Here is a 673-nt window from a genome sequence, read left to right as displayed (position 1 = left end):
TTCGGCCCATCGATGTACACCGTGAACCCATACCGCCGAGCCAACGCCGCCACACCCGGGAAACCCACCTTCGGCGACGGCCCCAACTGATGGATATCCACCGACCGCTCCCCCGCCAGAACCTGACGCGCCTCCTCCATCTGCTCGGAATTCATCCGAACACCCGCATCATCGACGATCACGGTCACCCCGTGATGCCCCTCCTGGAACCCCACATCCACATACGACGTCGGCGGCGAATACCGCAACGCGTTGTCCAGCAACGTCGCAAGGGTGTGCACCAACGGCTCCACCGCCCGCGAGATCACCATCCGATCCAACTGATTCGACCGAACCCGCAGATAATCCCGCACCCGCCCCGTCGCACCACCCACCACATCGGTCAACGACTGCGACGGCCACCGACGACCCGGCAGACCACCACACACGATCACATACGACTGCGCCTGCCGGATCATCTGCTGCACCGAATGATCGATCCGCGTCAACGTCGCATACACCTCGTCATCACGATGCTCACGCAACGCCGCCGACACGACCTGACTCACATCGGCACCCAAACTCACCACCGACGTCCCGAACGACCGCACCGCACCACTCGTGGCATCCCGCGCCGAACTCGACAACCGCTCCCGCACCGCCTCCTCGGCGGACTGCACCGCGACCCGCGACT

1 pseudogene is annotated in these 673 nt (G+C 64.5%); it reads right to left on the bottom strand.

Features of this window, described 5'->3' with window-relative positions:
- A pseudogene (locus ACFO0B_RS28540) lies at positions 1-673 on the bottom strand (sensor histidine kinase); the annotation flags it as partial.

Source organism: Nocardia jiangsuensis (assembly GCF_042650385.1).
Lineage (GTDB): Bacteria > Actinomycetota > Actinomycetes > Mycobacteriales > Mycobacteriaceae > Nocardia > Nocardia jiangsuensis.
Note: the sequence above shows the minus strand (reverse complement) of the source record. Positions and strands in the feature narration are given on the sequence as shown.